Raw genomic sequence first — 26,795 nt, 5'->3', positions numbered from 1 at the left:
TTTCAATTATATGAGAGTTCGCGGGTTTGTTCGCTCGACAACTGATTGATCGCGCAGGCATCGGCCGAGTTTGCGCACCTTGCGCCAGTCAACTCAGTTGCCGGACTTTGGCGCGGCCTTCATCCGCTCCCGCAGACGCTGGAACGTCACGTAGAGCGTAGGGACGAGAAAGATGCCGATTGAGCTTGCCGCGAGCATGCCCGCAAATACGGCTGTCCCGACCGCCCTGCGGCTGAGCTCCGCAGCGCCGGTTGCAATCACGAGCGGCAGGAGGCCAAGGATGAAGGCGACCGAAGTCATCATGACCGCGCGAAAGCGCATATGCGCGCCCTGGATCGCGGCGTCGTTGAGCGCCACGCCCGCTTCGCGTTGCTCCTTGGCAAATTCGACGATCAGAATGCCGTTCTTGGCGGCGAGCGCGATCAGGACCACGAGCCCGATCTGGCCGTAGAGGTCGAGATTGAGGCGGGCGAGCTTGATGCCGACATAGGACCCGAGCACGCCGACGACGACCGATAGCAGCACCGGGATCGGGATCACCGTGCTCTCATAGAGCGCCACCAGGAATAGGTAGGCGAACAGCACCGCAAGCATGAGCACGATGCCGGTCTGGCCAGCGGCCTGCTGCTCCTGATAGGCGGTGCCGGTCCACGCGAAACTGTAGCCCGCAGGCAGCACGGTGTTGGAGATTTCTGCCATTGCGACCATCGCGGTTCCTGAGGAGACGCCCGGCGCCGGGCTGCCGTTCACCGTCACCGAGCGATAATTGTTGTAGCGGGTGATGACCTGAGGCCCGGTCACGATCCTGATCCCGGCGAGCGACCTGATCGGCACCATCTGGCCGGCGCCGTTGCGCATATAGATCCGCCAGATGTCCGAAATATCGGCGCGATCGAACGCTTCGCCCTGAACGTTGACCTGCCAGGTGCGGCCGAACAGGTTGAAGTTGTTGACATAGATGCCGCCGAGCGTCGCCTGCAAGGCCGTGAAGATGTCGCTGACCGTCACGCCGAGCGCCTGCGCCTTGCGGCGGTCGATGTCGAGATGGATGGATGGATTGGTCGCAGTGAAGGTCGAAAAGACACGCGCAAGCCGTGGATCGGCATTGGCTGCACCGATCAGCGCCCCGGTGACGCTGGAGATCGCGGCCGGAGTCTGTCCTTCCAGCGCCTGAAGCTGGTATTCGAACCCGCCTCCGGTGGAGAGCCCAATGATCGGCGGCAGATTGAACGGCAACACGTTGGCCTGTCGAATCTGTGCGCCGGCTGCGAAGGTTTGCCGGATCAGCGCCTGCGCGGAATCGGCTGCCGCCTTGCGATCGGAAAACGGCTTCAGCCGCGTGACCACCAATGCGCTGTTCGGTTCGGACGCGCCGTCGAGCAGGGAAAAGCCCACGATGGCAAGGACGTGATCGACGGCGGGGATCTGCTTCAGGAGATCCTCGATCTGTTGGGTGACTTCGCTGGTTCGCGCCACCGATGCGCCGTCTGGCAGTTGCACCGAGGTGAAGAAGGCGCCCTGGTCTTCCTCGGGGAGGAAACCTGTTGGCGTGATCAGCGACATGCCGAAGATGCCGGCGGCAACGACGGCGACGAACGGCAGTGAGAGACCCGCCACGCGCACCAGGCGGCGGACGCCGCCGCTGTAGCGGTCGCGCAGCCAGTCGATGAAGCCGAGGACGCGCCCCATGATGCCGCGCCTGGGTCCGGTGTGGCGCAGGAACAGCGCGCACAAGGCGGGCGACAGCGTCAGCGCATTCAACGCCGAGATCATCATCGCGGCGCTGATCGTCACCGCAAACTGGCGAAACAGCGTTCCGGAAATGCCGGGAATGAATGCGATCGGGACGAAGACCGAGAGCAGCACCAGGGTGATCGCGATGATCGGTGCGGTGATCTGGGTCATGGCCTTCTTGCTGGCCTCGGCGGGGGAAAGGCCCGGCTCCTCCTCCATCACCCGCTCGACGTTCTCGACGACGACGATGGCGTCGTCCACCACGATGCCGATGGCGAGCACCATGGCCAGCAGGGATACCGTGTTGGCCGAATAGCCCAGCACCAGCAGGACGGCGAACGTGCCGACCAGGCTCACCGGAACGGCAACGGCCGGGATCACCGTGGCCCGCAGATTGCCGAGGAAGAGGTACACCACGATCACGACCAGGACGAAGGCCTCGCCCAGCGTCCGCAAGACCTCCGTGATCGTGTCGCGCACGAAGCTCGTGGAATCGTATTGCACGAGATAGCTCAGGCCGGTGGGAAAACGCAGCGACAGCCGCTGCATCGTCGCCGCCACGGCCCGTGCGGTGCTCATCGCATTGGCACCCGGCGCCAGATAGATCGCGACCGGCACGGCCGCGCGGCCGTCGATCCGCGCTTCGCTGTCGAGATTTTGCGCGCCCATCTCGACACGGGCAACGTCCTTCACGAGCAGCGACGAGCCGTCCGGGTTGGCGCGCAGCACGATATTGGCGAATTGGTCGACGGTGGCGAGCCTGCCCAGGGTCTGCACATTGAACTGGAGCTGCTGGTCGTCGCTGATCGGACGTGCACCGATGCGCCCCACAGGCGCCTGGACGCTTTGCGTGCGGATCGCGGCAATGACATCCGATGGCGTGAGGTCGAGGCTGGTGAGTCGCTGCGTATCGAACCAGATCCGCATCGAGTAGTTCATCTTGGCGAACAGGTTCGCCTGGCCGACGCCGGGCGTGCTGGCGATCGCATCGAGCACGTTGATGATCGCGTAGTTGGTGATGAACAGCGGATCCTGCTGGCCATTGGCACTATAGAGCACGAGGAATTGCAGGATCGACGAGGACCGCTTGTGCACCGTCACCCCCTGCTGCTGCACTTCGGTCGGTAGTTGCGACAGTGCGCTCTGCACGCGGTTGTTGACGTTGACGGTATTGATGTCGGGGTTGGTGCCGAGCGCGAACGAGACCGTCAGTGTGTAGCTGCCGTCATTGGCGCTGGTCGATTTCATGTAGAGCGCGCGGTCGACGCCGATGATTTGCGCCTCCAGGGGTTGGGCGACGCTGCTCTCGACCACCTCGGCGGATGCACCAGGGAAGGTGCCGGAGACCGTGACCTGCGGCGGCACGATGTCCGGAAATTGCGCCACCGGAATCTGCATCAACGCCAGCGCGCCGGCGATGGTGATGATGAAGGCGATCACCATCGAAAGCCGCGGGCGATCGATGAAAACGGCGGATATCATGGTTTGCGGTCCAGCGGGCGGGTGCTGCCGGAGGCGCCGTGATCCGCTTGCGGAGCCGGGGCGTCCGCGGCGGGCTTCATGCTCGACAGGATCAGCGGACTTGCCGGTCCCGGCGAAACGGTCTGGCCGGGACGAACTCGCTGCAAGCCCTCGGCGATGACCTTGTCGCCGGCCTCAAGTCCGGCGATCACGGCGGCGATGGTCGTGGTCGATTGTCCGAGCTGGATGCGGCGCTGCTCGGCCTTGTTGTCGGCGCCGACAGCCAGCACATAGTCGCCCTGCTGATCGGAGAGCACGGCGGAGCGCGGGATCGCCAGCACCTCGACCGGCTGGACGCCCTCCAGCACGACGGTGACGAACTCGCCGTCAGTCAGCTCGTGAACGGTGACGCCAGCCGCCGAAGAAGCTCGCAGGATTGGATTGCCGATCTCCCCGCGTACGATGATAGTATCGGTGCTCTGGGCGATGGTGTTGTCGACGAAATTCAGCTTGCCGGAGTGCCCGTACATCCGGCCATCGGGCAGTCGCAGCCTGATCACCACCGCGTCCAGGCCGCCTTGTGGTCCGTATCGTTCCCGCAGCTCGAGCCCCTGGCGGAGCGGCACCGGGAAGGTGACATACATCGGGTCCTGGCTGACGATGGTGGTCAGCACGCCCGAGCTCGGACCGACGACGTTGCCTTCCGTCACCGCCGTGCGTCCGATCTTGCCGGCAATCGGCGCGTTGATCTTCGTGTAACCGAGATTGATCTGGGAGGCTTGGACCTGGGCTTGCGCGGCTTGCACCTGGGCTTCGAGGCTGAGCTGGTTGGCGATCGCTGCATCGTAGGTGGACTGTTGCCCGGCGGGACCTCCGAGCAGGGTCCGCGCGCGCTCGGTCGTCAATTTGGCATTTTCGAGCGTTGCCTGGAGCTGCGCGACCTGCGCCTGTTTCGATGCAAGATCCGCTTCGAAGGGACCTCGCTCGAGCCGATAGAGCTCGTCGCCTTCCTTGATCTCGGCGCCCTCGTCGAACAGGCGCTTGTCCAGAAATGCCGTCACGCGCGCGACGACGCTGACCCGATTGATCGCCTCGATCCGTCCAAGAAATTCGCTGGTCTCGGTGATCGGCCGCCTGGTCGCTTCCACGACGCCGACCGCAGGGGCTCCGGCCGCGGCAGGTTGTGTCCGGGCGGTCCCACCGGCGATGATCGTCAGGAGAGTTGCCGCCAGCAGCCTGATCGAGACGCCAGCAAGGGTCATTGTCCGCTCCTTGCTCCAGACCTAAGAGCCGGGCCGGGTCGGTGCTTCACCAGCGCCTCGTTACTCCCGCCGTATCCGATCGCTGCGCGCGGGCTCGTCATAACCCTTGCGACGGCTATAGAACATCAGCGCGATCAGGCCGCAGCCGAACACCAGCATCAGGACGACGGCCCCTCCGAGGATGATGTTGCGGTAAAGCGGCATCGATGGAGTTGCCTGCCATACCGACACGCAGAAGGCGGCTGCCACCACGAGAAGAGCTATCAGAGCGGCCCACAGGAGCCATTGATTCACGTGGCGCACGATCGCCTCCATCGCCTTCGTGGCAAATCTGCTCCCGGCGGATTGCGCAAGTTAAGAGGGGGCTCCTAGCGCCACCGCCATCCACAACGACGACGGCCGCGATGCCACCAGCAAACCCATCGGCGCCTGCGTGGCGGTGGGCGGCCCCAGCCCGGACCAGGTCCCCAACCGGGACCGGCTGGGGGTCCCCACCACTGAGCTTGCGTCAGGAGCTCCGACGGCTCGCCGGCCTGGCCAAGATCGTGGGCAATCGGCATCGCTTCCGCAGTCTCAATCAGACGAACTCCGACAGCGCCGATCGCCGCGGCAGCAACGGCATTCTGAGCAAAGCCAAGGAAAGCTCGACGGGTGGGAGCGTCCATCATCATCTTCTCCATCGTTACGCAGTTCGCCGCACGGACTGAAGCGCGTAAAGCAGCCACGCCAGGCCGTGCGAGATCAGGTCGACGCCAAGCAGGAATCCGAGGGCCCAGACGCTGATGGTCGGAAAGCTGAACAGGATCAGCACGCCCGCGAGCAGTCCGAAGATGCCGGAGATCAGCATCATCCATCCGTTCTGTCGCCAATGGGCGAAGCTCAGCACGCATCGAATGACGCCCGAGGCGAGCAGCACCGCGCCGAGGAAATAGGTGAGGATCAGGGCACCGGAAGCCGGCTGGGTGAGCAGCACAAGCCCGAAGGCGAGATAGAGAGCGCCGAGAAGGATCTGCCACAGGAAGCCGCCCCATCCCTTGGTCCAGAAGGCATGCATGATCTCGAATGCGCCGGCCGCGATAGCCGTCAGCCCGATCAGCTTGACGCTGATGATCGTCGCGAAAACCACGTCGCTGAGAGCCGCGATGCCGGCGGCGATCATCACGATGCCGAGGAGAGCGCAGACCCACAGCGGAGGCGAGCCCAGAACCCCGATGTCCGACCGGCTGTCATAGACTGTCATGCCATCCTCCTGATCCGCGCGATGATCGGCACGCTTGGGATGGTAGCTTCGAGCCCGCGCCGTCGACATCCGACGAAACCCTGAGCGACGGGGTGGGAATGTTCTCGTGAGCCCACCGGAATCCGGCGATCGCGCGCGGGATCGCGGTTGCGAGCTAGCGGCTGCCGCGCGGACCCAGCGTCAGATTGGTGACACCAGCCGCGAGATTGATTCCGATCGATCGCTCGATCGACAGCGGCTGCAACATCACGCTCCTGCGCGAGCCGCCGATCAGGACGTTGGCGCCGAGACCGGGGCCGAATGCCAAGCTGCCGCTCGCGCCGACATAGTTGCCGCGCAGGGTGGCGGAGCCGATCCGCGAGTTCTTGGCGAGCACGGCCCACGACAGGCTGCCTGCACTGGTCACGCCGAGATCGAGGCCAACGCGCCGGATCCGTCCCTCATAGATGAACTGCCTCGGCGGGTTTCTCGCAAAGAATGTGCAGCGCAGTGACTGCACCGATCCGAGCACAAGCCCGACGCGCGGGTTGCTCAAGCAGAGGAGCCGGCCGACCCTGAACGTTTCGGCGCGCGCGGGCAGGTTGGCGATGCATAGCAGCGCGGATGTGGCGAAGACTGCAACAGGCCGTGTCATTCGCATTCAAGCCTCCACTTGGCTGTTGGTGTCGGAGGGCGCAATCCTCGGTCGGCTGTCCTGGCGGAGCCAGAACGTGATGCCGAGGCCGATCAGCAGCACCGCGCCCAGCAGGAAGAAGAAGACGGACTGCTTCAGCCAGGAGATTGCCGGGACGGCCACGCCCATCGCCAGGCCGAGGAACGAGATTTGCAGCGACAACAGGCTGACGCCGGCAAGGAACGTGCCGAGTGCGAGCAACGTCAGCAGGACGAGGCCGGTTGCCGGTGTCGGAAGCAACTGCTGGACGCCCGAGATCAGTATGATGTTCATCGTGACCAGGACGGCAATCCAATGCAGCGCCTGGGTCCAGATCAATCGGAGCTGGGCCTCTTTGCCCTGGGCCTCCGGCCATTTGGTAACGACGCAGACGACGCAGATGGCAAGCGCCAGGAATTCCCAGTAGCCGACGAGAGGCTGGTGGGAGACGTTGGTATAGGCGACGCCTGCGATAGCGAGCACCAGCGCCACGACATAAGGAAGCTGCTGCCACAGGAAATGAGCCATTCCGGGACGAGGCGAGGGAGGCTCCGTACCCACGTTCCGTTGTACATCGATCTTGCTCATGGGCTATCCAGTCACGATCTACCGTCGTTGAATGTCTGCTTGAGGTTGTCGCCAAGGTAGTCCTCGACGTAGAATCGGATGATTGCGACGCGGCCGATCGCGACCAGTGGCATGGCCAGCGCGATGCCCAGGACGCCGAACAGCGCGCCCAGAATGACGATGGCGACCAGCGTCCAGGCAGGCGGGATCTCGACCGCCTGACGCTGGATCAGCGGGCCGATCACATAGCCTTCGACTGACTGGATGATCGTGTAGATCAGGACGGCCCAGATCAGCAGCGAACTGCCGAGTGGCATTGCGACGAGCGCAATCGGAATTGCGGCCACGATGGGTCCGAGATACGGAATGAAATTCGACAGGCCGGCCTGCAATCCGAGCACGAAAGGACCGGGCAGCCCGATGAGGTAGAGTGCGATCCAGACCCACAGCGTCATCAGGATGATGCGGATGAGCTGTCCGACCAGCCACAGCCGCATGACGGTGCCTATCTCGTCCATGACGGCTCTTGTCCGCGCGCGATAGGACTGCTTCACCAGCATGACCAGGCTTTCGCGATGGCTGTTCGGATCGAAGGCAAAGAGGATCCCGAGGAACAGGATCACCAGCGCGCCGGTCAGAAGAGTTGAGGCTCCGCCGAGCAGAAATTGTGCATGGCTGAGAAAGCGGCCCTGATCCGAGAACAGCCATTGTGCAAAGTCGCGGCCCCATTCCGGGCCGAGGAGGTCAACGCCATATGACAGGAGATGCTCCTGCAGGACGTCGATCTGGCTGTCCATGACCTTCAGCAGGAGGCGCGTCTGCTCCGGCAGCTTGCCCGCACCCCAGACCATTCCAAACCCCGACAGAGCGGAGAACAGCAACAGGACCAGCGTCAGGCGCCAGGCGCGATTGAGCGGAAGGACCGGCGCCAGAGCCCTTGCGCACGCGTCCAGAAATGCGGCGAACAACACGCCTGCGAAGATGAGCAGGAGACTGGACACCGTCTGCCACGCCAGAAACAGGAAGACGCATGCGGCGAGCAGGGTGAGCCCGGTCGCGAGAATGCTGCGTCGCGCGTCCGGCAGATCGGCGGACGTGTCGCGCAGAACGACCTCGTGGAGCTTCTCCGGTCCTGTCCTGGACTCGCTCATGGATCGGTCCAATCGCTGGAGTGGGCTAACGTCGTTTGCGCCTAGGTCCGGACGCGCCGGCTGCCATAGTGCGGATGCTTTCCGCCGCGATGACGCCAGTAACGGTGCTTCGTCGGGTTCGTATTGGTGTTGGGCGCCGCGTTCTTCGGTGCCGGCGCGCCGGCATCTTTTTGGGCAGACACGCCGGTCTCGGTCGACTGGGCCAGCGACAGGGTTGGATATGCGGAGACCGCCACCAATCCGCCGAGGATCAAGGCGCTACAGATGGCCCGGGTGCACATATCCGCCTCCATGTAGCCAGGGACAAGGACTCAAATCGAGATGGCTCCGGTGGCCAGCGCGTAGACGCCGGCGCATGCGGCGATCGTGATCGCTGCAAAGAGGATGATTTCGAACGGCCGGAAGATCGCTTCCTTGCGCTCGCGTTTTGCGAGAAGGAACAGCAACGTGCCGGGCGCATAGAGGATCGACGACAGCAGGAGAAACTTGGGCCCGCCTGCGTAGATCATGCCGGCCGCGTAAACTGTCGCGATGGCCGAGCGGATCCAGTCGACAATCCGGGCGTGCTCGCCGGCGTGATAGGCCTCGCTGGTCCAGGCGAGCTTCAGGCCGTACGCCGCAACAAAGAAATATGGGATCAGCGTCATCGCGCTCGTCATCTTCAAGGCAAGCGTGAATGCGTATTCCGCAAACCAGGTGACGAGCAGAAAAATCTGGATGACGCAGTTGGTGAGCCAGAGCGCGCCGGCAGGGACCTTGTACACGTTCACCGTGGCGAGAAAGGAGGGCATGGTGCGGTGGATCGCGGCGGAATGCAGGATCTCGGCCGCCAACAGCGACCAGGACAGGTAGTTGCCGAGGACCGAGATCAGGAGTGCCACGCTGATGAACACACTGCCCCAGCGGCCGACGACCGCCTCCATCACGCCGGCCATGGATGGTGTCGGGAGATCCGCCAGCTCCGCTCGTGGCAGCACGCCGTACGACAGGAGCGTCACGAGGACGAGGAGGCACAGAACCGTCAGAAAGCCGGCAAGGGTTGCGAATCCGACATCGGTGCGGCTCCGGGCGTAACGGGAGTAGACACTCGCGCCTTCAATTCCGACGAACACGAACACCGTCAGCAGCATCGTGCCGCGAACCTGCGCGACTACCTTCGAAACGGCCGGCTGCTCCGTGCCCCAGAAATTAATGGAGAAGAGCGCGCCGTCGAAGGCGATGACGGCGACGACGATGAACAATAGTATCGGGATGATTTTAGCGTAGGTCGCGATCGTATTGAGCGCGGCCGCCCCCGTGATGCCGCGCAGCAGCAGAATGTGCACGCCCCAGAGCAGGACGGACGCCGAAGCGATCGCCACCGGCGTCGTGCCGTCGCCGAAGACCGGGAAAAACTGTCCGAGCGTCGCCTTGATCAGGACGAGGCAGGCGACGTCGGCAAGGCAGCAACCGATCCAGTATCCGACGGCCGAAGCAAAGCCGATATAGTCGCCAAATCCGGCCCTGGCATAGGCATAGATGCCGGCATCGAGGTCCGGCTTGCGCTGTGACAAGGTCTGAAACACGAAGGCGAGCATCAGCATGCCCGTGCCTGCGATGGCCCAGGCGATCATCGCTCCGAGCGCGCCCGTGGTCCGCCCGAACGCTGCAGGCAATGCAAAGATACCGGAACCGACCATCGACCCGATCACGAGCGCGATGAGCGCATTCCGGGAGAGCCTTTGATCGGCCTGGCTCGATGGAGGCGCCATGGTGCAAGCTGGCCTTCCAATCGGAGATCGGGCAGGCGCGACAAACCTTTGCGACGGTGGAGCGCCGGCCACCCCTTGGCGAAGACCTTAGGAGCAGCCCTTCTGCTCGAACATCCGTGATTCTATGTAGAGAGCAGTGGCAGGAAACCAGTAGGCCGGACCTGGTCCGGCCAGCCTCGTCTTTCCTCAGTTGCGACCGGACGAAAGTCCGGGAGCAGTATCGGCCACAAACACGAAGCCCGACCGGACGAATTCCCCGGCCTTGGCGAGCTCTTCTGCAATGCGACGGGCATGCAGCATCGCCGCGTGCTGGTCAACGTGCTCGCATCCGCTCTCGTCCGGCGAGAGGCCGTATTTGTCGACGATGTGAAAGAAGTACCGCATGTCGGCCGATTAGGCCGGAAAGCGTGCCGCTTCCAGTGACAAATGCGTAAGGGTCGTGCTCGGAAAGACGAACGCAAGCGGCAGCACCATCTTACGATTCCGTAAGGCGGAAATCGCCACAACTGAAGGGCCGGCGTGCCGCATTTGCAGGCCGAGTAGGGTGATCGTGCCCCCGGGATATCAGGTGATTGTCCGATATCCCGTGCGAGGGCAGAGGAATAGGGTCGCTGCCTCCCAACGGCTCCGCGAGGAGGCAAGCGATGTCAAACTACGATCAGAACCTGGCGACCTCTGACGCAATCGCGGTGGACGCTGGATTGCGCGGCTACATGCTGCGCATCTACAACTATATGGCGGCCGGCGTCGGCGTGACCGCCGTTGTGGCCTGGCTGACCTATCAGCTCACAGGTCCCGCATTGCTGCAGAGTCCGTTGATGTGGGTCTTCATACTGGCGCCGCTCGCGCTGGTCTTTTTCATCAGCGCGCGCATCAATACGCTGTCGGCGGCAACGGCGCGGCTTCTGTTCTTCATCTATGCCGCGCTGGTCGGGGTCTCGCTCTCGATACTGCTGCATATCTACACCAGCGCCTCGATCACGCGCGTGTTTTTCATCGCGGCCGCGATGTTCGGAGCGCTCAGCGTATTCGGCTACACCACAAGGCGTGACCTGTCCGGTCTCGGCACTTTCCTGTTCATGGGCCTGATCGGGGTCATCATTGCCAGCCTGGTGAACCTCTTCCTGCAATCAAGCGGGCTCGACTGGTTGATCTCGGTCGTGGGTGTCGGCGTCTTTGCGGGGCTCACGGCCTACGACACCCAGCGGATCAAGGCGATGTACGACAGCGGGGACGATGAAACGTCGGCTGGCCGCAAGTCGGTGATTTCAGCGCTGTCGCTCTATCTCAACTTCATCAACCTGTTCATGATGCTGCTGCGTCTGGCCGGCAGCCGGCGCTGAGCGGCCAAAGGGCTGTCAGGCCGCCGGTCGCTCCGCGGCGCTTGCTAGCGCGTCGCGCAGGGCCTGTTCCCTGGTATCATCCAAAGACGTCTTCAGCACGGTCCCTCCGGCGTCCTTGATCTCCTTCAGTACCTTGTCGGCGGTCATACTCTTGATCAGGACGAACAGGGCGGCGTTGCCGGTGTGGAGCGACGCTGACAATTCCTTCATGAAGGAGTCGTCGATGCCGAAATCGGATAACGCGCCGCCGAGCGCGCCGGAGGCCGCGCCGACGGCGACACCGAGGATCGGATTGAGGAAAATCATGCCAATCAGAAGCCCCCAGAAACCACCGGTTACCGCTCCCATCGACGTCGTGTTGACGAGTTGATTGAGCTTGATGCCCCCGGAATCGGTCTTCACGGCGATCACGGCATCGCTGATCGTGATCAGATATTCCTTCTGCAGGTTGAGCAGCCGTTGACGAACTTCCTCAGCCTTCGCTTCGGATGGATATACGATCGCCACTAAATCGGACATGAAGACCTCCTGCTGGATCGCAACTCCCGGCCAAGCCTGGTACGCCAGCGCCGCTGGCGGGATGCGTTGTCAGAGATTAGCCGTCGGTTCACCGGCGCGGGATCGGAGAAAACCCTGAGGCGTCGGGATGAATGTTCCTGATCATGGCGATGGGGAACACTTGGGCCTGACCTGTTCTTGGGCCTCACCTGTTCCCGGCCGATGCATGAGCCGGCGCCTCACGCGGCCACAAGCATCAACACGCCGAACAGCAGGGCCAGCATGAGAAGGCAGATGCTTGCCGCCGGCCACTCGCACAGGACACCGTTGCCCCTTTCAACATAGCCACCGAACGCGCAGCAGCCGCGTCGGAATGAATCGAACACGCCGATGGCGAGCCTCCAACGCACCGAAGACGCAAGCGGGTGCGGCCAGGGGCGGAGCAGGATTGCCAGCACGACGCCTCCCAGGAGAGGCAAGAGGAATTTGGAGAGAGTTTCGAGATCTAAGAGACCTGACGGCGAGATGCGCTGGACAGGCAGAAACGGTTCCCAGGGCACGAGGCCAAGCAATAACGAGCAGAGCGCCAGCACGAGCACCGCCACGTCCGGAAGGCGCGGTGCCGGGTCGGTCAATACAACAGACTTGTCCGGAGGGGCCAGCGCATGAGCCAGAACCAGCACGACATAGGAGGCAGTGAACGCCCCGCTTGCCTGGAGCACGACCGCCCACCACCATTGCTCCCTCTCGGTCGCGGCCTGAAGCAACAGGTCTTTCGCCAGGGACGCGCCACTCGGCTGCACGCCCATCAGCGCGATGCCGGCGATGGCAAACGCCAGGACGCTCAAGGGCAGGACGCGCGCGATACCGCCGAGCCCCGCGATGCGATCGTGGCCCAGCCCGGCGTAGATCGATCCGGCGGCCATGAACATCGCCGCCTTTGCGGTGGCGTGAGAGGCAGCCTGCAGCAGGCCGCCCGCCAGGGCCTCGCCACTCTCCAGATGACCCGAGGCATTGAACGCGAGCGGAAACATCAGGAAGAGATACCCGATCTGGGCCAGCGTCGAATACGCGATCAGGAGCTTCAGTCGCTCCTGGCGCAAGGCGAGGACGCTTCCGAGCACGATTGCCGCAGCTCCCAGCGCGGCGAGCAGTTGTGCGGCGGCGAAACCAGGCAGCCCGGGCATCACCTGGAACCAGAGCCGCACGATGATGAAGAAAGATCCCTTCACGACGAGGCCAGACAGGATCGCACTAGCGGCAGCCGGCGCGCCTGCGTGGGCAGGCGGCAGCCAGAGATGCAACGGAAAGAGTGCGGTCTTGGCCAGAAGACCTGATGTCATCAATGCCGCCGCGACGAGCGAGGCAGGCTGTGCTCCAATCCGGTGCGACAACAGCACGATATCCAGGGTGGCATGAAGACCATAGAGGAGCGCCGTGCCCAGCAAATAGAGCACGGAGCCGAGCAATGCGAAGAGCAGATAGCGTATCGCCGCGCGCAGGGTCTCCGGACGGCCATCCAGCGAGACCAGCGGCACCGCGGCGAATGTCAGCAATTCCAGGGCAACATAAAGCGTGAAGAGGTCTCCACCGACAAAGATTGTGTTCAGCGCGGCCCAGACCGCCAGCAGCAGGATCCAGAACACGAATGGCGCGCGCGCCTCCGTCGTTGTCACGGAGAATTCAGTACCGGCATAGACGGCGACTGCGGAGATCACGACTGCGGTCGCCGCAAGCATCACGGCCGACAATTCGTCCGCGCGCAGCGCCACCCCCAGCGGCGGCGGCCAGGCGCCGAGCAGGTAAACGAGAGGGCCCATGCGCTGCGCAACTGCTGCCAGAATCGCTACGACGATCACCAGCCCCAGCGGGATCGTCGCGAATGCGACCAGCCTGATGTGTCGCTCGCCCAGAACGAAGGCTAGCAGAACACCCGCGATGGGTATGGCAATCGACAGCACCAGCAGGAAGCCGCTTGGGGTTGTTGTCGCGTCCAGCGCTGGGGCAGGGGGCAGCATCAGCCACCGGCCTGATCTGGGTCATCGCGCGGCGAGGCGCGACTGCGCGGCGCCATGGAGGCACTCGTCTGGAACAGCCGCAGCAGCAGTGCAATCGCCAAAGCCGTTGCGGAAAACGCGACGACGATGCCGGTGATCACCAGGGCTTGCGGCACCGGATCATTGCCGATCCCCGCCGCCGCACCGCGCCGTCCAACGACGCCGAACAGGAGGAATACGCCGCTGCCGAGCAGATTGAAGGCGATGATCTTGCGGAGGGGCTGGGGCTTCGTGATCAGGCCGTAGAGCCCAAGTCCGACCGTGGCAGCAGCGCACAATCCGAACACCGTCACGCCGCTCACGGCTCCATGCCCCGTTCCGGTACGCCGGCGAGCAGCAGTCCGAGCGTCGCTGCGATCGTCAGGGTCATTGCGACCTCGATGCCAAGTATCAGCGGCTTGGCCAGCGCTGGCGGATAGGACAGGAACGCGGCGCCAAACAGAAGGCCGGCAAGGCCGACGAGCAGGAACAGGCCGGGCCCGGCAACGAGGATGAACCGTACCGATCGATCGCTCACGAGCGGTGTGTCCGCCAATCCGGCCATGACGGCCAGCAGCCACATCGACGCGAGAATCGCGCCGCCCTGAAAAGCTCCGCCGGGATGGTCGGAACCGGTCCAGAGGATATAGATCCCGATGACGATGCCAACCGGCGGCAGCAGCCGCGCAAGAAAGGCGAGAACGCCACGTGGATCGGCTTGGTGGCGCGGCCCGGGACGGCCGCCCCACGCACTGTCAGGCGCAAGCGACCAAACGCCGACGATGGCCAGCAACAGCACGATCTTCTCGAGCATCGTATCCATGGCGCGGAACGCCATGAGCACGTTGGTGACGGGGTTGGACAGACCCGTTGCCCAGGCATTTGCAACAGCAGCCGGAGCAAGCGTCGGAGCGGAATCGGGCAGCCACAGGACCGCGCCGGCCAGCGCCGCAGCCGTCAGCACGGACAGCGCTGCGGCGCCCGCTCGCAGCAGTTTGCCTGGCGCTTCGTCCGCCATCATGTCGGCATCCCGCAATCGCGCCGCCGCGCTCAGCAGCAAGACGCCACCGAGGCCGCCGCCGATTGCGGCCTCGGTCAGAGCAACGTCGGCAGCGTCGAGGCGTACCCAGATCAGTGCCACCAGCAGTCCATAGGCAACGAACCCGACCGTGGCCGAAAACGTCTCGGGCACGACGATCGTCCAGACGCCGAGGGTCAGCACGACCGCGGCAAGGACAATTTCAAAGACCGTCGCAATGCTCATCGGTTCAACTGGCCTTGGCGCGCCGCGCGCGCAATCAGTTGCGAGACGGTGGCGCCCGCGAGCAGGCCGAGCAGCCAGATACCAACCAGCTTCGACCCGTCGCGAAGACCCGCTGCTTGCGGGAGCAGTCCGAGCACGACCAGGCCGAGGCCGAGGTTGTCCGCCTTGGTGAGCGCGTGCAGACGCGTCAGGGTATCGGGAAAGCGAAGCAGGCCGACCGTGCCCGCCAGAAAGAAGAACGCGCCGGCCGACACCGCTGCAATCGTCATCATGTCGCGTGCGAGGCTCATTCGTCCTCCGTTGATGCGGTCCCATCGGCCTCGAAGCGGGAAAGCCCCTTCTTGACGAACGCGATGGAGGCGAAGGTGGCGAGCAGCGCCAGGGTCAAAGCCACGTCGATCGCTGCGGGTATGCTCGCTACGGTGCCGAGCAGCAGCAGCGTCGCAATGCCTCCGGTCCCGATCAGTTGCGTCGCCATGACCCGGTCAGCGTCGCCGGGGCCACGCAGGATCGACATCAGTCCAAGCGCCAGCATTGCCAGAATGAAACCGACCACGACCGTCAGGAACTCAGTCATTGTAAAGCGCTCGAACCAAGGCCGCCTCCTCCTGATCAAGTTCGGCGATCACGGGCTGATCGACGTCGAGGCAGTGATAGAGGAGTTGCGCCTCCTCCTCTCCGGCCGGCACGGTGCCTGGCAACAGGCTGGTGAGCGTTGCGAACACGTTGCGACGCAGGCCACGCGGAAGACGGGTTGGATACGCGACAAATCCCGGGCGCAGCGGCAGGCCGGGATCGAGTGCGCGCCTTGCGACGTCCACTCCGGCCACAATGGACTGGTACAGGAACAGAAGCGCCAGTCGGAGGATGGCGCGAGGTGAGCGCCGCGACGTGCCAGGCTCCAGCAAACGCAAGCTCGTCCAGGTTGCCGTCGCGACGGCGATTGTTGCGGCAGGAATGTCATCGACAGAGGTGCCGGCAAGCACGAGCCAAAGGCAGAGGAACCATGCCGCTCGGGACGCCGCGCTTCGCCAGGACGCCCCGACGCCCGTACGCGCGTCTCGTTTTCCTGAGGGTCCGCTCACGTCGGAGTCCTCGGCTGGCGGCGGGTCAGCTCGCGCCGTTCTGCGATGTTTCGAAAACCAGGCCTTGTGCATTGAAGGACGGGATTCCGGCGGCGGCGCTGTCGGCGGCCGCAGCCGAGAACCCGTCGATGTGTCGAAACGGGGGTTGGCGTAGCGATACAACAGCATCCACACCGGTTCGAATGGCGTCCACGAGCGGATCGTTCGACGCCATCGCCCTGGATGGGCTCTCGCTGCCCTGCCACGCAACTAGCGTGACGCCTGCCGAGGGAAGCAGGTGCCGCCTCTTCCGCTCCGGGACGCCTGGCACTGATCCTGGGTGGAGTACTTGCAGTTCACCATCCCTTTGAACTTGGAGCACCATTGGTTCTGCTGGGTCTGTGCCGATGCAGTCTGTGGCGCGATGGTCAGCATTGCCGAGATCGCCGCCGCAACTAGGATCAACTTTCGCATCTTGAACCCTCCTGATTCATCAAGCCGACGCGCTCGATCGCTTCATCTGGGTGCGCAACCGTGCGCTCTTGATAAGACCGGCGATATTGGGTGATTGCCTGATCAGGCGTCAGGAATTCCCTAGAGCGCTCTCCGACGGACTGTCACGCCTCGTCGGGTTTCTGCCTGCGTTTGCGTTGCGCCGTAACCGCGATTGCATCCGGCCGCACCGAGTAGATTTGCCGATGTGTGCGGTCGATCCCCTGGGCAAGAATACCGAGCGGCGATATCGCGAAATCGCAACCTCGGGAAAGGCGGACCTGCCCGGCAACGTTTCAGGAGCTTGGCTATGCGCGGTCGCCGAACGACATCTCGGCAAGCCATTGCATTGACGCTGGTGGCGGCTGCATCCGCGTCGGTCCTGGCTGCGTGTGACCGTCAAGTGGAAACCAAGGAAGCGTCTCCGCGTCCGGTCCGGACCACGACGATCGAGAAGCGTGAGAGCCTGGTGCCGCTGACCTTCACGGGGCGCATCGAGGCGGAGGACGAAGTCAGCGTCGCTTTCCGGATCTCCGGACGTCTGCTTGCGAACGACACCAGGCTCGGTGACAGGGTCGAGGCCGGGCAGTTGCTGGCGCAACTCGAGCCTCAGAACGAGCTGAGCACATTGCGACAGGCGAAGGCCGCTCTTTCCGCTGCACAGGGCCAGTTGACGCAGGCACGCAACCATTACGAGCGCCAGGAGACGCTGTTGGCACAAGGGTGGACCACGCGTGCCAATTTCGAGGCGGCGACGCAAGCAAGACAGACCGCCCAGTCGCAGGTCGAGGCTGCGGAGGCACAATTGAGTTCTGCGCACGATCTCGTCAGTTTCACCGAACTGCGAGCCGACGCACCGGGCAAGATCACCGCGACCGGGCCGGCGGCCGGCGAGGTCGTTCAGGCCGGACAAATGATCGCGCGGATCGCGAGGCAGGACGGCCGCGACGCGATCTTCGATGTTCCCGCTCAGATGGTCAGATCAGCCCCGGCCGATGTGCAGGTGACCGTCAGCCTGACGGATGATCCGAAGATTACGGCGCGAGGCCGCATTCGTCAGATCGCGGCTCAAGCCGATCCGGTCACCCGCACCTTCGAGGTCAAGGTCGGCTTGACGGACCCACCGGCGGCGATGCGGCTCGGCGCGACCGTCAATGGCCGCGTCGAAACCAGTTCCGGTCCGGTGATCGACATCCCGGCCACCGCGTTGACGCGGATCAATCAACAGCCGGCGGTGTGGATTGTCGATCCCTCGACGAACCTCGTTTCGGCGCGCAATGTCGATATCCTGCGTTTCGACCAGGCACAGGTCATCGTCTCGCAGGGGTTGGACGCCGGAGAAATCATCGTCACCGCGGGCGTGCAGGCGCTTCATCCGGGCCAGAAGGTTCGGGTGCTCGGGGCAGAGCCATGACCGGGCTCAATCTCTCCGACTGGGCCCTCAGGCATCGCTCGCTTGTCGTCTATGTCATGATCGTTGCCGTGATCGCCGGGGGCCTGGCGTATTTCCGGCTTGGTCGAAACGAGGATCCCTCCTTCACCATCAAGACCATGGTCGTTCAGGCGGCCTGGCCGGGGGCAACGGCCGAAGAGACGATGAAGCAGGTGACTGAGCGGCTCGAGCGCCAATTGCAGGAGACGCCCCATCTGGACTTCCTGCGCAGCTTCACCCGGGCGGGTCTCGTCACCATTTTCGTCAACCTGGAAGGAAGTGCTAACGCGAGGCAGGTTTCCGACACCTGGTATGAGGTGAGAAAGAGCATCGGCGACATGCGGCACACCTTGCCTGCCGGAGTTGTCGGTCCGGGCTTCAATGACGACTTCGGTGACACGTTCGGCATCGTCTACGGCTTCACCAGCGACGGCTTCACGCAACGGGAGTTGCGGGATCACGTCGAGCGCATCCGTTCTCGATTGCTTCAGGTCCCGGATGTGTCAAAGATCGAGCTCCTGGGTGCGCAGGACGAAGTGATCTTCGTCGAATTCTCCAAGCAGGAGCTCGCGACCTTGGGCGTCGATCGGGCGGCTCTGCTCGCCGCGCTGCAATCGCAGAATATCGTCCGCCCGGCGGGCGTGATCCAGACCGGCAAGGAAAGCATCTCCGTGCGGGTGTCGGGCGGTTTTCAGTCGGAGCAGGACATTGCCAGCGTCAATTTCGTCGCAGGAGGGCGCACGATTCGGCTGAGCGACATCGCGCAGGTGCGGCGCGGCTACGTGGATCCGCCGCAACCGATGTTCCGGGTCAACGGCCAGCCCGCAATCGGGCTTGCCATCGCAATGCGCGACGGCGGCGACATTCTTGCGCTCGGCCGAAACGTCAAGAAGGTGATGGCGGAGATCACCGCCGATCTCCCGATTGGAATCGAGCCGATCCTCGTTGCCGACCAGGCCGTCGTGGTGGGAGGCGCGATCGGCGAATTCATGACCTCGCTCCTTCAGGCTATCGCCATCATCCTGGTGGTGAGCTTCATCAGCCTCGGAATCCGTCCCGGCCTCATCATCGCGCTTGCCATTCCGTTGACGCTGGCCATCGTGTTTCCGATCATGGAGATCGCTCGCGTCGACATGCAGCGAATATCGCTGGGAGCGCTGATCATCGCGCTCGCACTGCTGGTCGACGACGCGATGACGACCACCGACGCAACGCTCAATCGGCTGGCGCAAGGCGACAGCAAGGTCGACGCTGCGACGTTTGCCTACCGCAGTCATGCCTTTGCCATGCTCGCCGGAACGCTGGTGACGATCGCGGGCTTCATCCCGGTCGGGTTTGCCGCGAGCTCGGCCGGCGAATATACGTTCTCGCTGTTTGCGGTGGTTGCGATCGCGCTCCTGGTGTCGTGGCTCGTTGCCGTGGTCTTCACGCCCTTGCTGGGTGTCGTCATTCTCGTCCCGCCGGTGCAGAAGGGGGCTGCCGAGCCTGGCGCGATGTTCCGTTTCTATCGGAATTTTCTGACGCTGGCGATGCGCGCCAAGTGGCCGACGATTGCGATCTCGCTGGCGCTCTTTGTCGCGTCCGTTCTCGCGCTTCCGTTGATCCCGCAGCAGTTCTTTCCGTCGTCCGATCGACCCGAATTGCTCGTGGACCTTACCCTGCCGCAGAATGCATCGATCCATGCGAGCGAGACGGCAGCCAAGCGCCTGGATGCGGCATTGGCCGCCGATCCGGACGTCCGTCATTGGAGCACCAATGTGGGGCGCGGCGCGATCCGCTTCTATCTTCCACTGAGCGTGGAGCTTCCGAACGATTCCTTCACGCAGGCGGTTGTGGTGGCAAAGGACGTCGCAGCGCGCGAGCGCCTGCAGGCGAGGCTGGAGCGTCTTCTCGCGGAGCAGTTTCCGGCGGCCGTCGCGTCGGTTTCGCCTCTCGGCCTCGGCCCCCCTGTCGGATGGCCGCTGCAATATCGCGTTGGCGGACCCGATGTGGAGCAGGTACGTGAGATTGCGCTCAAGGTCGGGCAGATCGTTGCCTCCGATCCCAGGACAAAGAGCATCAACTTTGACTGGATGGAGCCGGAGCGCCAGCTGCGGATTTACGTCGATCAGGATGAAGCGCGCCGTCTCGGCCTGAGCTCGCAGGCGATATCGAGCGTATTGAACACCGTGATATCTGGCGCAGTCGTCACCCAGGTCCGCGACGACATCTATCTGGTCAACGTGGTGGCCCGGGCTATCGACGAACAGCGCATTTCGCTGTCCAACCTGCGCACGCTCCAGGTGCCGCTGCCTGGAGGAAAGACGGTGTCGCTCAGCCAGTTTGCGACATTCGGATATCATCAGGAGCATCCCCTGATCTGGCGGCGCGACCGTATTCCGACCCTGACGGTGCGTGCCGACATCGGCGGTGGAACGCTGCCAGATACGGTGGTGGATGCCCTATCGCCCGCGATCGAAAAGCTGAGGAAGACGCTTCCTGCATCCTACGGCGTGGCCGTCGGCGGGACCGTGGAAGAGAGCCGGAAATCGCAGGCCTCCGTGCTCGCTGTGGTGCCCATGATGCTGTTCGTGATGTTCACCGTTCTGATGGTCCAGTTGCAGAGCTTCCCGCGGCTGGTCATGGTCGTTAGCGTGGCCCCGCTCGGGATGATCGGTGTTGTGGCCGCGCTGTTGCTGTCCGGCAGGCCGATGGGCTTTGTCACCATTCTCGGCGTTCTCGCCCTGCTCGGCATGATCAGCAAGAACGCGGTGATTCTGATCAGCCAGATTGATGCGGAGCGCGCGCAGGGCAAGAGCCCATGGGACGCGGCGGTGGATGCCAGCAGCTCCCGTTTCCGCCCCATCATGCTGACGGCGGTGTCGACCGTTCTCGGCATGATCCCGATTGCTCCAACCGTATTCTGGGGGCCGATGGCGGTTGCAATCATGGGCGGCCTGCTGGTCGCGACCGTGTTGACGCTTGTCTTGCTGCCGACATTGTACGTGACCTGGTTCGGGGAGAAGGGACCAGCCATGGCCTCCGCTCCACCGTCGTCTTGAGCGGCTGTTTCCGGCGAGGGAAATCCCGACGCGCGACTAGGTAATCACCCGATATTCCAGGTGTCGCCCAAGGCGCATCGTGCGACGGCCGGCAAAGTCGCTCGGCCAGGATGCCGCGCACCCGCGCGTCGCGAGGTCTTCACATGACTGGGACGCCGTCAATCCAAAAGCTCTCCCTGTTCGCATTGACCGCGATGGTGGTCGGCTCGATGGTCGGCTCGGGGATCTTCTCGCTGCCGAGAACTTTCGGCATCGCCACCGGTCCGTTTGGCGCGATCTTCGCCTGGTGCATTGCCGGCGGCGGCATGTACACCCTCGCGCGGGTGTTCCAGGCGCTGGCCGAGCGAAAGCCCGAGCTCGATGCCGGCGTCTATGCCTATGCGAAGGAAGGATTTGGCGACTATCCCGGCTTCTTGTCGGCATTCGGATACTGGATCGGCAGCTGCATCGGCAACGTATCCTATTGGGTCCTCATCAAGTCGACCTTGGGCGCCTTCTTTCCGGTCTTTGGGGATGGCAACACGGTCACCGCAATCATCGTCGCCTCGATCGGAATTTGGCTGTTCCACTTCATGATCCTGCGCGGCGTGCAGCAGGCGGCCGCGATCAACACCATCGTCACTGTCGCCAAGATCGTGCCGATCCTGGTCTTCATCGTTATCCTGATTGTCTCGTTCAACGCCGACATGTTCCGCGGCAATTTCTGGGGCGGCGAGGGCATGCCGGACAAGGGCCTGTTCGAGCAGATCCGCGCCACCATGCTGGTCACGGTGTTTGTCTTTCTCGGCATCGAGGGCGCCAGCGTCTATTCACGCTACGCCAAGGAGCGCGCGCATGTCGGTGCTGCGACCCTGCTGGGGTTTGCGATCGTCACGAGCCTGATGGTGCTCGTCACCATGCTGCCATACGCCGTGCTTCTCCGCGCCGAGATCGCCGGCATGCGGCAACCGTCCATGGCGACGGTCCTGGAGGCCGTGGTCGGGCATTGGGGCGCGATCTTCGTCAGCATCGGACTTCTGGTTTCGGTGTTGGGGGCCTATCTCGCCTGGTCGCTGATCTGTGCCGAGGTGCTCTCCGCCGCCGGCCGGACCAGGGATATGCCGGCATTGTTCGGCACGGAGAACGCGAACAAGGTGCCGGCCGCGGCGCTCTGGCTCACCAACGTGATCGTCCAGCTCTTCGTCATCAGCACCTATTGGTCGCAGGATGCGTTCGCGTTGATGCTCAATCTGACGAGCGTGATGTCACTCATTCCGTTCTTCCTCGTTGCGGCCTACGGGCTCCTGCTCGTCAGGCGGGGCGAGACCTATGAGAAGAGCGGTAGCGAGCGAACGCGCGACACGATCTTTGCCGGCATCGCCGTCATCTACACGCTGTTCCTGATCTATTCGGCCGGAATGAAGTTCCTGCTGCTGTCCTTGATCCTCTACGCGCCTGGCACGGCGCTCTATTTCTGGGCGCGCCTGGAACAGAAGGCGAGGGTCTTCACGGCCGTCGAGTGGGGCATCTTCATCGCAGCCGCCGTCGGCGCGGCTGTCGGAATCCACGGATTGGCCACCGGCTACATCACGATCTAGGCAAGGCAACCCTCAAGGGCAGTCCCATGGCAAAGCAGGCATCGGAATCCAACAGAGCCTTTGGCGTTCATTCGGAGGTCGGTCAGCTCCGCAAGGTCATGGTCTGCTCACCCGGCCGCGCCCATCAGCGCCTCACGCCCTCCAATTGCGACACCCTGCTGTTTGACGACGTGCTGTGGGTCGAAAACGCCAAGCGCGATCATTTCGATTTCGTCCAGAAGATGCGTGATCGCGGCATCGAAGTGGTCGAGATGCACAACCTGCTGACCGAGACGGTCGCGATCCCTGAGGGCAGGAAGTGGATCCTCGACAACCAGGTTGTTCCCGATCAGGTCGGTCTCGGTCTCGTCAACGAACTGCGGGGCTATCTGGAGAGCCTCACGCCGCGCGATCTGGCCGAGACGCTGATCGGGGGCGTTTCGACCCATGACTTCCCGGACGCCCATGGCGGCGAGATGCTCAAGCTCGTCCGCGAGGCCGCCGGCATGACCGAGTATCTGCTGCCGCCGCTCCCCAACACCTTGTATACGCGGGACACGACATGCTGGATCTACGGCGGGGTCACGCTGAATTCGCTCTATTGGCCGGCGCGGCATGAAGAGCCGATTCTCGCCACCGCCATCTACAAGTTCCATCCGGATTTCGCCGGCAAGGTCAATGTCTGGTGGGGCGATCCGACGCGGGATCACGGTCTGGCGACGCTGGAAGGCGGCGACGTGATGCCGATCGGCAAAGGCAACGTCCTGATCGGGTTGAGCGAGCGCACCTCGCGGCAAGCGATCAGCCAGGTCGCCGCGGCCTTGTTCAAGAAAAAGGCGGCCGAGCGCGTGATCGTGGCTGCAATGCCGAAGCTCCGCGCCGCAATGCATCTGGATACCGTCTTCACGTTCGCGGACCGGGATTGCGTTCTGCTCTATCCCGACATCGTCAACAACATCGCGGCCTTTTCCTACCGGCCGGCCGACAATTCCGCCGGCCTCGAGCTGCGCAAGGACGAAAAGCCGTTCGTGGATGTCGTGGCCGAAGCGCTCGGCCTGAAGAAGCTGCGCGTGGTCGAGACCGGCGGCAACGCCTATATGCGCGAGCGAACGCAATGGGACAGCGGCGCTAACCTGGTTTGCGCGTCCCCGGGCGTGGTGTTTGCCTATGACCGCAATACCTACACCAACACCTTGCTGCGCAAGGAAGGGATCGAGGTGATCACCATCGTCGGTGCAGAGCTGGGGCGGGGCCGGGGAGGCGGTCATTGCATGACCTGTCCGATCACCAGGGACGCGGTGGACTATTAGGCGGATCGAGTGGGTCGGCCGCGAGGCCAGCGTGCCACGCGCGCGCGCGGTTCCGCCTTTGCTTGGAGGCAACGCAGCCGATCGGGTCACGTGCAGCGTGAGTTCCCCGGCGTCTCTTTCGCAGCGTCGGGAGCTTCCGGCATTTTACGAAATGGCAATCTGTCGGTTCAATCCTTGATTTAAAGTCCTATCACTAACACGCCACAATCGTTGCCCAATCTAAGGCGATTCCTGGTGTACGCAGAAGCCATCGGGGCATGCCATGCGTGGATCTATCGTTCTGTTGCCGGTCGTTGGATTGTTTGGAACAAGCACCGCGTGGGCCGCGGATGTTGATCTCACCGAGCTGAAGGCGAGCAGTCCCGTGCCGTATTACTCCGCTCCGTCGTGGAGCGTCGTCGGTTCCGTCGCGCCGACTTTCACCGACAATGCTTTGTTCAGCCGGGACAACCGCAAATCGGATCTCTACTATGAGCCCGACGTGAGCGTCCGGCTGGACGGGAATCTGACCAATGACCTTTCATACCGGCTCTACGCCCGCGCCCAATACGAGGCGTTTGCGACGGAGAAGGATGGCAACGCTGCAGTCGCACGCGTGGGAGCGCGCCTGACCGAGAATTGGGACGGCTGGCGCTTCTCCGCCATCTACGAGAACCGATACGATTTCGATGGAGTCTACCGGGACCTTGCCTTCACCTCGCATGACGTGATGGGCTCAGTGGCGCGCGACTTCCGCATGAATAATGTGACACTCTCGCCGCTGTTGCTTGTGACCTACCGGTTTTCCGACCTTGCGGAAGCTCGCCGCTGGCGCTTCGATGCGTTGCTTGGCATCGAAGTCAAGCTCGATCCGAAATGGTCAATCGTGAGCACGCCGCTGTTCGAAGCCTTCTGGTTCACAGACGGGCTGAACCGGGGGCGGCAAGACCAGATCTACTCGGCGGACCTGGGTGTGAAGTACAATTTTACCAGCAACGTGTCGCTGACGACCAGTGTGTTGTACGAAGCGCGTACATCGAACGTTGCTGTGCGGCGCTACCGGGACCTCAGGATCGGTCCTCGACTTGACTTCGCTTTTTGAGGGGCCTGCAAGATGATGAAATGCGCGTGGGTGCTGATGGGAGTCGCCGTTGGGCTAGCGGCGCCGTCTGCCGCCGCAGACCCGCGCGATTCTGTCGACCGAAGCCAGCGCCTGGATACTGATGCACTCAGGGACGACGCCGCCACTCACCGCCTCCAAGTGCCGTCTCATCCGCTGGTGATCGCGCCGCCTCAGCAGCCTTCTCCGAGCGCGAAGGCCGGAAAGAAAAGGAAATCCAGCGCGAGCGGAGCCGGAACCCGCTAGCGCCTGGTAGAGTGTCGTCCGATGTTGATCCGAGAACGATATGCATGATTCTCGGAGGGCGCTGCTTGCGTATCAGGGAAGCTGTTATCCTCTCGCGCCGTTTCGTGAAGGCTATTGGCGGCACTTTAGCATTTGTTGCATCTCTTTTGAGTCCAGTGCCGAATGGTCCGGCACGAACCGCATATTTGATCCCTTCAGCTCTCCCCTCACGAATTCGAGATTCTAATCTCGCGCTACTTCTACTTATGGCGCTATCAACCTAACGGTGTATAATCTGCGGACCCCACGGGCGTACTCTGATCCAGGGTGATGCCCCGCCTGCGGGGCAGGACGGCGACTCTCGATATCGAGCTTCAATGTCGGGCGTTGCCGCAGCAGAGTGAGCGCGTACCGTGAAGCCTCATAGCTTTCCCGCTTCCGAGCCAATTCGAACCAGCGGCACAGGGTCGTTCCGGCTCGATTTCGAAGAGGCCAGCGACCGGCTGTACTGGATGTGCTCGGCTGACTTTCTCTTCGTCGTGCGCCCTTCGCCTGGCCGACGCTTCGTCTATGAGGGGATCAATCCGGCATTCGAGCAGCATCTCGGCATCTCGTCCGAAGACATCAGGGAGATGGACGTCTCCAGCTGCATGAGCAGGGATGACGCCAGATCCATCTATGAAGCCCTTCGCGCCTGTCTCGCGGAAGGAACGGAAGTGAGGATTCGCCATCGTCTCGCATTTGGCGACCGGCGGCAAAATATGGAGACGACCATCGCTCCGGTTGTGGATCCCGTGGCGGGTAGCGCGATCCGGCTGATCGGCAGCCATCGTATCGTGCGCCATGGTGCATTCGAAACCGCGACCGAAGGTGTCGATGATGTTCAAGTCATTGCCAATCTGGCGTCCATCCAGGAGGATATCCAGCAGCGGATTGCTTCCGATCTCCATGATTCGACATGTCAGCATTTGATTGCCGCGAGTCTCGGTCTCATGCGGCTCCGGCGTGAAATGAGCGACGCGGTCGGCGCCGAACGGCTTTGCGGTGAGATCGACGCGTCTATCGATGAGGCACTCAGGGAAATCCGTGCCTTTTCCTATCTGCTACACCCCCAGAATCTGACGGTCGACAGGCTCAAAGCCGCGATCGAGCACTACGCCGATGGATTTGCGGCCCGCACCTCGTTGCGGGTCACGACCAGGATCGTGCCCGACGTCGATAGGCTGTCTTACGAGAAGCAACGCGCCTTGCTGCGGATCGTCCAGGAAGCCCTCACCAACATATTCCGCCATGCGCAAGCGACGGAGGTGAGCATCGTTATCGACCCGATCGGCCGTCATTTTCGATTGACGGTCACCGACAATGGGCGAGGGATGCGCGCCGACTACGCGAAGCAAGGTGCGAAAACCATATCCGTCGGCGTCGGTATTCCCGCGATGAGGGCACGGCTCGAACAGATCGGAGGGTCATTGGATATCCACTCCGATCCGGCAACACAGCTCTCCGGCACCATCCTGCGCGCGGTGTTTCCGCATGGGCTGACGACGAACAAGCCTGGCCGGCGAAAGGCCACGGGCTTCGGGAGGGCCCAAGCTGGCACCCACTGAGGCAAGAAGA

At 63.1% G+C, this 26,795-nt stretch carries 26 protein-coding genes; 7 read left to right on the top strand and 19 right to left on the bottom strand.

Annotated elements, in window-relative coordinates; translation table 11 throughout:
• Positions 1-93: 93 nt before the first annotated feature.
• The 10 genes from WN73_RS00530 to WN73_RS00485 all read right to left on the bottom strand — a co-directional run bounded on the left by WN73_RS00530 (position 94) and on the right by WN73_RS00485 (position 10,202).
• Positions 94-3,216: an efflux RND transporter permease subunit gene (locus WN73_RS00530; RefSeq protein WP_028172876.1), complete on the bottom strand. Its 3,123-nt coding sequence runs from the start codon at positions 3,214-3,216 to the stop codon at positions 94-96.
• Positions 3,213-4,457, bottom strand: a complete 1,245-nt coding sequence (locus tag WN73_RS00525) for an efflux RND transporter periplasmic adaptor subunit (RefSeq protein ID WP_271550941.1) — start codon at positions 4,455-4,457, stop codon at positions 3,213-3,215. The genes WN73_RS00530 and WN73_RS00525 overlap by 4 nt, the downstream gene beginning before the upstream one ends.
• A 60-nt stretch (positions 4,458-4,517) precedes the next feature.
• On the bottom strand, positions 4,518-4,760 hold the full coding sequence (locus tag WN73_RS00520) for a hypothetical protein (protein WP_231166631.1): 243 nt from the start codon (positions 4,758-4,760) through the stop codon (positions 4,518-4,520).
• A 379-nt stretch (positions 4,761-5,139) separates the two neighbouring features.
• Positions 5,140-5,697, bottom strand: a complete 558-nt coding sequence (locus tag WN73_RS00515) for an HdeD family acid-resistance protein (protein ID WP_028172879.1) — start codon at positions 5,695-5,697, stop codon at positions 5,140-5,142.
• A 154-nt stretch (positions 5,698-5,851) separates the two neighbouring features.
• Positions 5,852-6,337 carry a DUF992 domain-containing protein gene (locus tag WN73_RS00510; protein WP_011090061.1) on the bottom strand — a complete coding sequence of 162 codons (486 nt, stop codon included), beginning with the start codon at positions 6,335-6,337 and terminating at the stop codon, positions 5,852-5,854.
• Positions 6,338-6,937 (bottom strand): hypothetical protein, encoded by a 600-nt coding sequence (locus WN73_RS00505; protein WP_028172880.1) that lies wholly within the window; start codon positions 6,935-6,937, stop codon positions 6,338-6,340. It lies immediately after the preceding gene.
• A gap of 11 nt (positions 6,938-6,948) precedes the next feature.
• Positions 6,949-8,067, bottom strand: coding sequence for an AI-2E family transporter (locus tag WN73_RS00500; protein ID WP_028172881.1), 1,119 nt, complete (start codon positions 8,065-8,067; stop codon positions 6,949-6,951).
• A 41-nt stretch (positions 8,068-8,108) separates the two neighbouring features.
• Positions 8,109-8,348: a hypothetical protein gene (locus tag WN73_RS00495; protein WP_028172882.1), complete on the bottom strand. Its 240-nt coding sequence runs from the start codon at positions 8,346-8,348 to the stop codon at positions 8,109-8,111.
• Between the two features lie 30 nt (positions 8,349-8,378).
• A complete protein-coding gene (locus WN73_RS00490; protein ID WP_028172883.1) occupies positions 8,379-9,818 on the bottom strand; it encodes a basic amino acid/polyamine antiporter in 1,440 nt (479 codons plus the stop codon).
• A 186-nt stretch (positions 9,819-10,004) separates the two neighbouring features.
• On the bottom strand, positions 10,005-10,202 hold the full coding sequence (locus tag WN73_RS00485) for a DUF6894 family protein (protein WP_039187040.1): 198 nt from the start codon (positions 10,200-10,202) through the stop codon (positions 10,005-10,007).
• A gap of 260 nt (positions 10,203-10,462) precedes the next feature.
• Between WN73_RS00485 and WN73_RS00480 the strand changes: the two genes are divergently transcribed.
• Entirely contained in the window at positions 10,463-11,161 is a 699-nt protein-coding gene (locus WN73_RS00480) for a Bax inhibitor-1/YccA family protein (RefSeq protein ID WP_161536301.1), read from the top strand.
• A 15-nt stretch (positions 11,162-11,176) separates the two neighbouring features.
• Here WN73_RS00480 and WN73_RS00475 read toward each other — a convergent pair whose 3' ends face one another.
• The 9 genes from WN73_RS00475 to WN73_RS00435 all read right to left on the bottom strand — a co-directional run bounded on the left by WN73_RS00475 (position 11,177) and on the right by WN73_RS00435 (position 16,497).
• A complete protein-coding gene (locus WN73_RS00475; RefSeq protein ID WP_011090056.1) occupies positions 11,177-11,680 on the bottom strand; it encodes a DUF1269 domain-containing protein in 504 nt (167 codons plus the stop codon).
• Between the two features lie 218 nt (positions 11,681-11,898).
• Entirely contained in the window at positions 11,899-13,677 is a 1,779-nt protein-coding gene (locus tag WN73_RS00470) for a complex I subunit 5 family protein (RefSeq protein WP_028172885.1), read from the bottom strand.
• On the bottom strand, positions 13,677-14,018 hold the full coding sequence (locus tag WN73_RS00465; RefSeq protein WP_011090054.1) for an NADH-quinone oxidoreductase subunit K: 342 nt from the start codon (positions 14,016-14,018) through the stop codon (positions 13,677-13,679). The genes WN73_RS00470 and WN73_RS00465 overlap by 1 nt, the downstream gene beginning before the upstream one ends.
• Entirely contained in the window at positions 14,015-14,959 is a 945-nt protein-coding gene (locus tag WN73_RS00460; protein WP_011090053.1) for an MnhB domain-containing protein, read from the bottom strand. The genes WN73_RS00465 and WN73_RS00460 overlap by 4 nt, the downstream gene beginning before the upstream one ends.
• Positions 14,956-15,249, bottom strand: coding sequence for a monovalent cation/H(+) antiporter subunit G (locus tag WN73_RS00455; protein WP_011090052.1), 294 nt, complete (start codon positions 15,247-15,249; stop codon positions 14,956-14,958). The genes WN73_RS00460 and WN73_RS00455 overlap by 4 nt, the downstream gene beginning before the upstream one ends.
• Positions 15,246-15,536, bottom strand: a complete 291-nt coding sequence (locus WN73_RS00450) for a monovalent cation/H+ antiporter complex subunit F (RefSeq protein WP_028172886.1) — start codon at positions 15,534-15,536, stop codon at positions 15,246-15,248. The genes WN73_RS00455 and WN73_RS00450 overlap by 4 nt, the downstream gene beginning before the upstream one ends.
• Positions 15,529-16,044, bottom strand: a complete 516-nt coding sequence (locus tag WN73_RS00445; RefSeq protein WP_011090050.1) for a Na+/H+ antiporter subunit E — start codon at positions 16,042-16,044, stop codon at positions 15,529-15,531. The genes WN73_RS00450 and WN73_RS00445 overlap by 8 nt, the downstream gene beginning before the upstream one ends.
• A 25-nt stretch (positions 16,045-16,069) precedes the next feature.
• Positions 16,070-16,258: a hypothetical protein gene (locus tag WN73_RS00440; RefSeq protein ID WP_131234198.1), complete on the bottom strand. Its 189-nt coding sequence runs from the start codon at positions 16,256-16,258 to the stop codon at positions 16,070-16,072.
• 35 nt (positions 16,259-16,293) lie between these two features.
• The gene (locus tag WN73_RS00435) at positions 16,294-16,497 is read right to left on the bottom strand and encodes a DUF3551 domain-containing protein (RefSeq protein WP_028172887.1); all 204 of its coding nucleotides are present in this window, start codon (positions 16,495-16,497) and stop codon (positions 16,294-16,296) included.
• A gap of 328 nt (positions 16,498-16,825) precedes the next feature.
• Between WN73_RS00435 and WN73_RS00430 the strand changes: the two genes are divergently transcribed.
• The 6 genes from WN73_RS00430 (at position 16,826) to WN73_RS00405 (ending at position 26,785) form a co-directional block, all read left to right on the top strand.
• On the top strand, positions 16,826-17,929 hold the full coding sequence (locus tag WN73_RS00430; RefSeq protein WP_028172888.1) for an efflux RND transporter periplasmic adaptor subunit: 1,104 nt from the start codon (positions 16,826-16,828) through the stop codon (positions 17,927-17,929).
• A complete protein-coding gene (locus WN73_RS00425; RefSeq protein WP_271550923.1) occupies positions 17,926-20,988 on the top strand; it encodes an efflux RND transporter permease subunit in 3,063 nt (1,020 codons plus the stop codon). The genes WN73_RS00430 and WN73_RS00425 overlap by 4 nt, the downstream gene beginning before the upstream one ends.
• 143 nt (positions 20,989-21,131) lie before the next feature.
• Positions 21,132-22,565 carry a basic amino acid/polyamine antiporter gene (locus tag WN73_RS00420; protein WP_028172890.1) on the top strand — a complete coding sequence of 478 codons (1,434 nt, stop codon included), beginning with the start codon at positions 21,132-21,134 and terminating at the stop codon, positions 22,563-22,565.
• Positions 22,566-22,591: 26 nt separating this feature from the next.
• Entirely contained in the window at positions 22,592-23,854 is a 1,263-nt protein-coding gene (arcA, locus tag WN73_RS00415) for an arginine deiminase (RefSeq protein WP_028172891.1), read from the top strand.
• A gap of 262 nt (positions 23,855-24,116) precedes the next feature.
• Positions 24,117-24,935: an outer membrane beta-barrel protein gene (locus WN73_RS00410; protein WP_161536295.1), complete on the top strand. Its 819-nt coding sequence runs from the start codon at positions 24,117-24,119 to the stop codon at positions 24,933-24,935.
• A gap of 656 nt (positions 24,936-25,591) precedes the next feature.
• Positions 25,592-26,785 carry a sensor histidine kinase gene (locus tag WN73_RS00405; protein ID WP_011090043.1) on the top strand — a complete coding sequence of 398 codons (1,194 nt, stop codon included), beginning with the start codon at positions 25,592-25,594 and terminating at the stop codon, positions 26,783-26,785.
• Positions 26,786-26,795: the final 10 nt, after the last annotated feature.

The organism is Bradyrhizobium sp. CCBAU 45394 (assembly GCF_028128655.1).
Taxonomy (GTDB): domain Bacteria; phylum Pseudomonadota; class Alphaproteobacteria; order Rhizobiales; family Xanthobacteraceae; genus Bradyrhizobium; species Bradyrhizobium diazoefficiens.
The sequence above is the reverse complement of the archived record's forward strand: the minus strand, read 5'-3'. Positions and strand labels throughout refer to the sequence as shown.